The following is a 6,296-nucleotide window of genomic DNA, read 5'->3' on the forward strand; positions in this document are numbered from 1 at the left end:
AAATCGGTAATTCGTTAGAATTCGATTTCGTCGTCCCACCTCCGCACAGTTGAGTAGGGCTGTAAAAGCTGATGAAATCAGCGTAGTAGAGCCCACTCAACCACTGCGTCTTGCTCGATAATCCAAATACAATTGAGAGGCTAGGACTTTTGTCCCAGCCTCTTTTATGCATTATGATCGTCTTGGTAAATAGCGATTCAGCAAGCCGGCAAAGGTCTGAAGGTTGAGACTTTGAACATAGATCTCACCAGTTCCTCTAAAGGTATTGACCACTCCCTCACCTGTTCCGATTGATTGCCAGAAACCATTTTCCAAGTGAATACGATAATCCAAAGACTGGCTCCAAGCAACGACATGGGCATTATCGATGGTGATTTCTTGATTGTTCAGCTCAATTTTTTTAATAGAGCCGTAGGCATTCACCAAGAGAGTTCCCTGACCTTGGGTCGTCATGACGAAGAATCCACCCTGACCACCAAAAAGAGCCTTACCGATTGATTGGAACTCCATTGTATAAAAGGCCGTGCCATCAAGGGCTAGAAAAGCACCATCGTTCAATCGATACTGCTTTTCACCCAAATACAGTGGTACAACCTGACCTGGTGAGTCAGGTGCCAATGCTAGGTAAGCATTATTAGACTGGGCAAAAACCTGGGTGATAAAAGTACTTTCACCCGAAACCATTGACCGTCCAACTGCTTTTACAAAGCGTCCCACACCAGAGCCGCTGGCATTTAATTTGGTGTTGAGGGTCACATTAGGTGTATGGTAGACCATACTCCCCCGCTGAATATAGACAGTCTCACCTTGATTGAGAGATAACTCGACCAATGGGAATTGCACATTGTTGTCTGTAAAAAATTGCATGATAATTAACCCCTATCCTTAAGTAAGTATAGACAAAGTATAGCACAGGAAAAATCTTTTCGCAAACGATTTCAAACTCTGGTTAAGAAAAAACTTTTTTCAAAACTTCCCCTACAGTGGAGACTGCTATCACTTGAATACCATCTGGGATTGTGATGCCTTGGAGAGAATTTTTTGGCGCATAAATCTTAGTGAAACCAAGTTTAGCCGCTTCGTTGATCCGTTGCTCGATTCGAGTCACTCGACGAATCTCCCCAGTCAAGCCAATCTCACCGATAAAGGCCTCTTGAGGATTGGTTGGAAGCTCCTTGTAGCTGGAAGCAATGGCCACCGCTACGGCTAGGTCAATGGCTGGTTCGTCCAGTTTGACACCACCAGCTGACTTGAGATAGGCATCCTGATTTTGAAGAAGAAGTCCGCAACGTTTCTCTAAAACAGCCATGATGAGGCTGACCCGATTAAAGTCAAGACCTGTCGTCGTCCGCTTGGCATTTCCAAAAACAGTTGGGGTCACCAAGGCCTGGACCTCCGCCAAGATTGGTCTACTTCCTTCCATGGTAACGACAATGGCAGAACCAGTAGCCCCGTCCAAACGCTCTTCCAGAAAGACCTGACTAGGATTGAGGACTTCGACCAACCCACCTGATTGCATCTCGAAAATCCCAATTTCATTGGTGGATCCAAACCGGTTCTTGACCGCTCTCAGGATCCGGAAAGTATGGTGGCGCTCCCCTTCAAAGTAGAGCACTGTATCCACCATGTGCTCCAACATCCGAGGACCTGCCAAGGTTCCTTCCTTGGTCACATGGCCAACGATGAAGATGGCGATATTATTGGTCTTAGCCAGCTGCATGAGCTCTGCCGTCACTTCCCGCACCTGAGAAACTGATCCCTGCACCCCTGAAATCTCAGGAGACATAATAGTCTGGATAGAGTCAATGATAAGGAAGTTAGGCTGGAGGCGCTCCACTTCTGCTCGCACGCTTTGCATATTGGTCTCCGCATAGAGATAAAACTCACTGTCAATATCCCCCAAGCGCTCTGCCCGAAGTTTGATTTGCTGGGCTGACTCCTCTCCACTAACGTAGAGGACCGTTCCCACTTGAGATAGTTGGGTCGATACTTGTAAGAGGAGAGTCGATTTACCAATTCCAGGATCTCCACCGATGAGGACCAGACTTCCTGGGACGACACCGCCTCCAAGGACGCGGTTGAATTCTTCCATCTCGGTCTTGGTTCGATGCACATTGATGGAGGTCACATCCGCCAGTTTCATGGGTTTGGTCTTTTCACCTGTCAAGGACACTCGTGCATTCTTAACCTCTGCGACCTCGACCTCCTCGACAAAGGAAGACCAAGAACCACAGTTGGGACAGCGCCCTAGATACTTGGGTGAGTTATAAGCACAATTTTGACAAATAAATGTCGTTTTTTTCTTAGCGATACGATACCTCTTTCTAAATCTCTATCTCACACTCAATTACTTGGCAAAAATCGATCGTTTCATTCGGTACAAATTGGCGGATGAGCATGCGATGCGTGACCACTACAACCTTCTGATAGTCGCTGTACTTAGCCATAGATTCGATAAAACGAGCTCTCATCTCCTCAGCTGTTTCATATTGAATCGGGCAATGTGGAAGGAGCTTTCCATTATTTTCTAGAAAGAGAGTCCGAGCTTTTTCAAAATTCTCTACTCCACTTTCTAAGACCTGCCATTCGTGCAATAAAGGCTCTACTCTTAAAGGTAGACCAGTAGCACAAGATACATAAAAAGCCGTTTCTAATGCTCGCGTCACTGCAGAAGACACCAGTATATCAGCTGAGCCAAGCAAAGGATTTTGACAAAGTTCCTGAGCTTGTTGTCTTCCTTTCTCAGATAAGGGGGCCAAATCCATTCCGAATCCAGTATAGAAGCGTTCCTCTAACTCGCGATAATCTGGCTCCCCGTGACGCACAAAGATAATCTTCATCTTAGTGCCCTGTCGATCCAAAGCCACCAGTCCGCACACCGTCTGCCTCATCTCCATCTGCGATTAAAAATGGTGCAAAGACAGCCTGAACCACACGTTCGCCGACTTCAAGAATCACTTCTTTATCTGTGATATTTTTCATCTGTGCAAAGATATGGCCTTCATTTCCTGGATTGCCATAGTAGTCTCCATCAATAACGCCCACAGAGTTGATCAAGACCAGGCCTTTTTTGCGAGGATTAGACGAACGGTCGTAAAGATAAAGCACCTCCCCAGCTTGCATATAGGCCTTGACCCCAGTTGGGACGAGGACGATCTCACCTGGTGCAATGACTGTGCGCTCGGCTACCTTTAAGTCGTAGCCAGCTGCATGGGCTGTCTCCCGTTTTGGTAGCAAGTCTTGATTGGTATAGGTTGATACAAGTTCAAATCCACGAATTTTTGTCATCATGATTCCTCTTTCATTCTAAATAGTTTCCATCTCTTCTATTATACCATCACTTTGGTCTAGCGTCTCCCCTATACTACTATTCGTATTTTTCCTGACAAAGGCACAAAAGTCCCCTCAAACGAGGAGACTTTTGCAGGAGATTATATGAAAAAAGTAAACTGTATCAAACAAAGCTAGGAGGTCTTTGTTGATGAGACTAGTTTACCTCTTTCTCCTTAAAAAAACCTAAAGAGCTTACAATTCTTGTAAAAGATAGCGGAAGAGTTCGAGATTTCCTTTTTCTTCTTTGACAAGAAACTCTGGATGCCATTGCAAGCCGATGATGCGATGACCGTCCACTGCTTCGATGGCTTCAATGGTCTGATCTCGTGGGTCAATGGCTGTCACTCGAAAGTTAGGTGCCAAGTCCTTGATGCTTTGGCGATGAACAGAATTGATCTGGCTGGCTTGCCCAAAGAGTCGCTCCACCACACTGCCTTTTTTGGTCTCAATCGAATGAGAAGTGCCAAAAGGAAGCCCCTGCCAGTGGCCTTCCACTTCTTGATGAAGAGTCCCACCGAAGGCAACATTGACCAACTGAACTCCTCGGCAGATAGCTAGGACCGGCTTGTTTTGACGGACCGCTTCTCTTAGCAAGGCCAATTCAAACTGATCGCGCTCGAGATTATAGTCGTCACTCTCGATGGCGATCTCTTCGCCATAAAAGCTAGGATGGACATTTTGTCCCCCACTGAGGATGAGCTTGTCCACTGTTTCGATATAATCCTTGGCAAAAGATGGGTCTCCCACTGGGATGACCATAGGAAGGCCACCTACTTGCTTAATGGTTTCCGCAAACTTACAAGATACAGACGAATGGATATTTTTTCCATCTGGATCCACTGCACATAGATTGGCAGAGACTCCAACAATCGTTCTACACATGGCCTTCCCTCCTTTGATATTTCTATTCCCTATTTTATCATCCCACCCTTAGAGCGTCTAATATGTATTTTTTAAGGGCCTGATAAATATTTTTTATCACCCAAAGCAAAAAACAGGCTTGTCTAGCAAGGCTAGAACAAAACCTGTTTTAGAGATTAATTCTCACGTTTTTTGTAAATCAAGGCACTTCCAGCAACCGCCAATGTGAGTCCTGTAGCCACTAGTCCTTCACTCATTGATTGACCAGTAGAAGGAAGAACTTCTTTTTTATCTTCTTTTGGAGGATTTGATGGAATTTCTTTTCTTGGTTTGTCAGTAGAAGGTGGCGGGGTATTCCCTTTTGGAGGAGTCAATTGATTGACAACATTCCCTTTATCTACTACCAAATTTGTCGCAGCAGTTAATTCCGCCGCAGAAACAGTGATTGAATCAGTTGAAAGTTGGTATCCTGCTGGAGCAGTCAATTCTTTCACCACATAATCCTTAGCCTCAAAGCCTACAAATCTTACAAGACCATTGGCATCAGATGTTGCTGTCGCTTGACCTTCGCCATATGGATTGGCAACTGGTGTCACACCATCTGCCTCAAAGAGTCCGAAGACTGCTCCTGCTAGATCTTGGTAGAATGGATTTACCTTGTGAAGCTGAATGGTGTAAAGCTTCAATTCTGGTTTCTCAACTACCGGTGGAGTTGGTGGAATAGAAGTGAATGGTTTATTGACAACTTTACCTTGATCAAGTACTTGATTGGTTGAGGCAATCAATTGACTAGATGAAACAGTAATCGCTTCTTCAGAAAGTTGGTATCCTGCTGGAGCAGTGATTTCTTTCACTACATAATCCTTGGCTTCAAGCCCTGTAAAGGTAACGAGACCATTGGCATCTGATGTCGCTGTCGCTTGACCTTCGCCATATGGATTTGCAACTGGTGTCACACCATCTGCTTCAAAGAGTCCAAAGACTGCTCCTGCCAAGGCTTTGCCTTCATTGTTAACTTTGTGCAATTGAATGCTGTAGAGAGTCAATTCTGGTTTCTCAACAACTGGCGGAGTTGGTGGGATTTCAGTAAACGGTTGGTTCACCACATTTCCTTTATCCACTACCAAATCTGACGCAGCGCTCAATTCTGTTGCAGAGACAGCGATTGAAGCTGTTGAAAGTTGGTAACCTTCTGGTGCTGTCAATTCTTTCACTACATAATCCTTAGCCTCAAAGCCTACAAAGCTTACAAGACCATTAGCATCGGATGTCGCTGTCGCTTGACCTTCGCCATATGGGTTGGCAACTGGAGTGCTACCATCCGCTTCAAAGAGTCCAAAGACAGCTCCCGCTAAAGCTCGACCTTCACCATTGACCTTGTGAAGCTGAATCGTATAAAGCTTAGCTTCTGGTTTTTCAACGACTGGTGGAGTTGGTGGGATTTCACTTGTGACAAAGGTATTGGTGAAGGATGTCTTCGCACCATATGCCACTGTAGCCTTGATGGTATTGCTTGCATCATCTTTCGTAACAGTTACTGTCACTTCGATGCTCGCTTGGTCGTAGGTCATTCCTTTTTCTTGAGATTGAGGGATTACTTCCTTAATCGTGTAGTGGAAAGTTTTTCCTGCATCTTCTTGTGAATAAGAAATTTCGTCAAATGCTACAGAACCATCTGCTGCATTTTGTTTTGTTTGAAGAACTTCTCCAGCTTCATCCAACAAGTTAAAACTGAATTCGCCATCTTTTAGGTCACGACCTTCTAAAATCTTGCTGGCTGAAATCTGAGCTTTTGCTGGACTTGGAGCTGAGTAAGTATTTGCAAAGGCCTTGCTTTCTGGATAGACAACTGTTGTTTTAAGGTTGTCTCCATCTTTTGTTACCTTAACGGTTACTTGTTTTTCGGCTGTATCGTATGTGATACCTGGGGTAGTCCCTTTGACCTCTTTCACAGTGTAAGTGTGTTCACCTTCTGCTGTGTAAGAAATAGCGTCAAAGGTCACTTTACCAGATTTGTTGGTGACAGTTTGAAGTTTATTCGCACCTTCGTACAATTCAAAGCTAAACTCACCGTCTACCAAGTCACGACCTGTCAACTCTTT

General features: G+C 44.9%; 6 protein-coding genes. All 6 read right to left on the bottom strand.

Annotated elements, in window-relative coordinates:
* Positions 1-171 precede the first annotated feature (171 nt).
* Positions 172-867: a TIGR00266 family protein gene (locus QM873_RS09865; RefSeq protein WP_023024583.1), complete on the bottom strand. Its 696-nt coding sequence runs from the start codon at positions 865-867 to the stop codon at positions 172-174.
* 82 nt (positions 868-949) lie between these two features.
* The gene (gene radA / locus QM873_RS09870) at positions 950-2,311 is read right to left on the bottom strand and encodes a DNA repair protein RadA (RefSeq protein ID WP_120701523.1); all 1,362 of its coding nucleotides are present in this window, start codon (positions 2,309-2,311) and stop codon (positions 950-952) included.
* A 13-nt stretch (positions 2,312-2,324) separates the two neighbouring features.
* Positions 2,325-2,891, bottom strand: coding sequence for a histidine phosphatase family protein (locus QM873_RS09875; protein ID WP_414279218.1), 567 nt, complete (start codon positions 2,889-2,891; stop codon positions 2,325-2,327).
* A complete protein-coding gene (locus tag QM873_RS09880; RefSeq protein WP_414279221.1) occupies positions 2,842-3,288 on the bottom strand; it encodes a dUTP diphosphatase in 447 nt (148 codons plus the stop codon). Before QM873_RS09880 ends, QM873_RS09875 begins: the two co-directional genes overlap by 50 nt.
* A 237-nt stretch (positions 3,289-3,525) precedes the next feature.
* Positions 3,526-4,215, bottom strand: a complete 690-nt coding sequence (locus tag QM873_RS09885; RefSeq protein WP_414279219.1) for a gamma-glutamyl-gamma-aminobutyrate hydrolase family protein — start codon at positions 4,213-4,215, stop codon at positions 3,526-3,528.
* A gap of 155 nt (positions 4,216-4,370) precedes the next feature.
* Positions 4,371-6,296, bottom strand: a 1,926-nt coding sequence (locus QM873_RS09890; protein WP_414279220.1) for a SpaA isopeptide-forming pilin-related protein, incomplete at its 5' end; no start/stop codon positions are given.

This window comes from Streptococcus australis (assembly GCF_047463015.1).
Lineage (GTDB): Bacteria > Bacillota > Bacilli > Lactobacillales > Streptococcaceae > Streptococcus > Streptococcus australis_F.

Excerpts from the sequence above, each read along its gene's own strand:
- QM873_RS09865 (WP_023024583.1), bottom strand. The coding sequence starts at position 867 with ATGCAATTTTTTACAGACAACAATGTGCAATTCCCATTGGTCGAGTTA.
- QM873_RS09885 (WP_414279219.1), bottom strand. The coding sequence starts at position 4,215 with ATGTGTAGAACGATTGTTGGAGTCTCTGCCAATCTATGTGCAGTGGAT.
- QM873_RS09880 (WP_414279221.1), bottom strand. The coding sequence starts at position 3,288 with ATGACAAAAATTCGTGGATTTGAACTTGTATCAACCTATACCAATCAA.
- QM873_RS09875 (WP_414279218.1), bottom strand. The coding sequence starts at position 2,891 with ATGAGGCAGACGGTGTGCGGACTGGTGGCTTTGGATCGACAGGGCACT.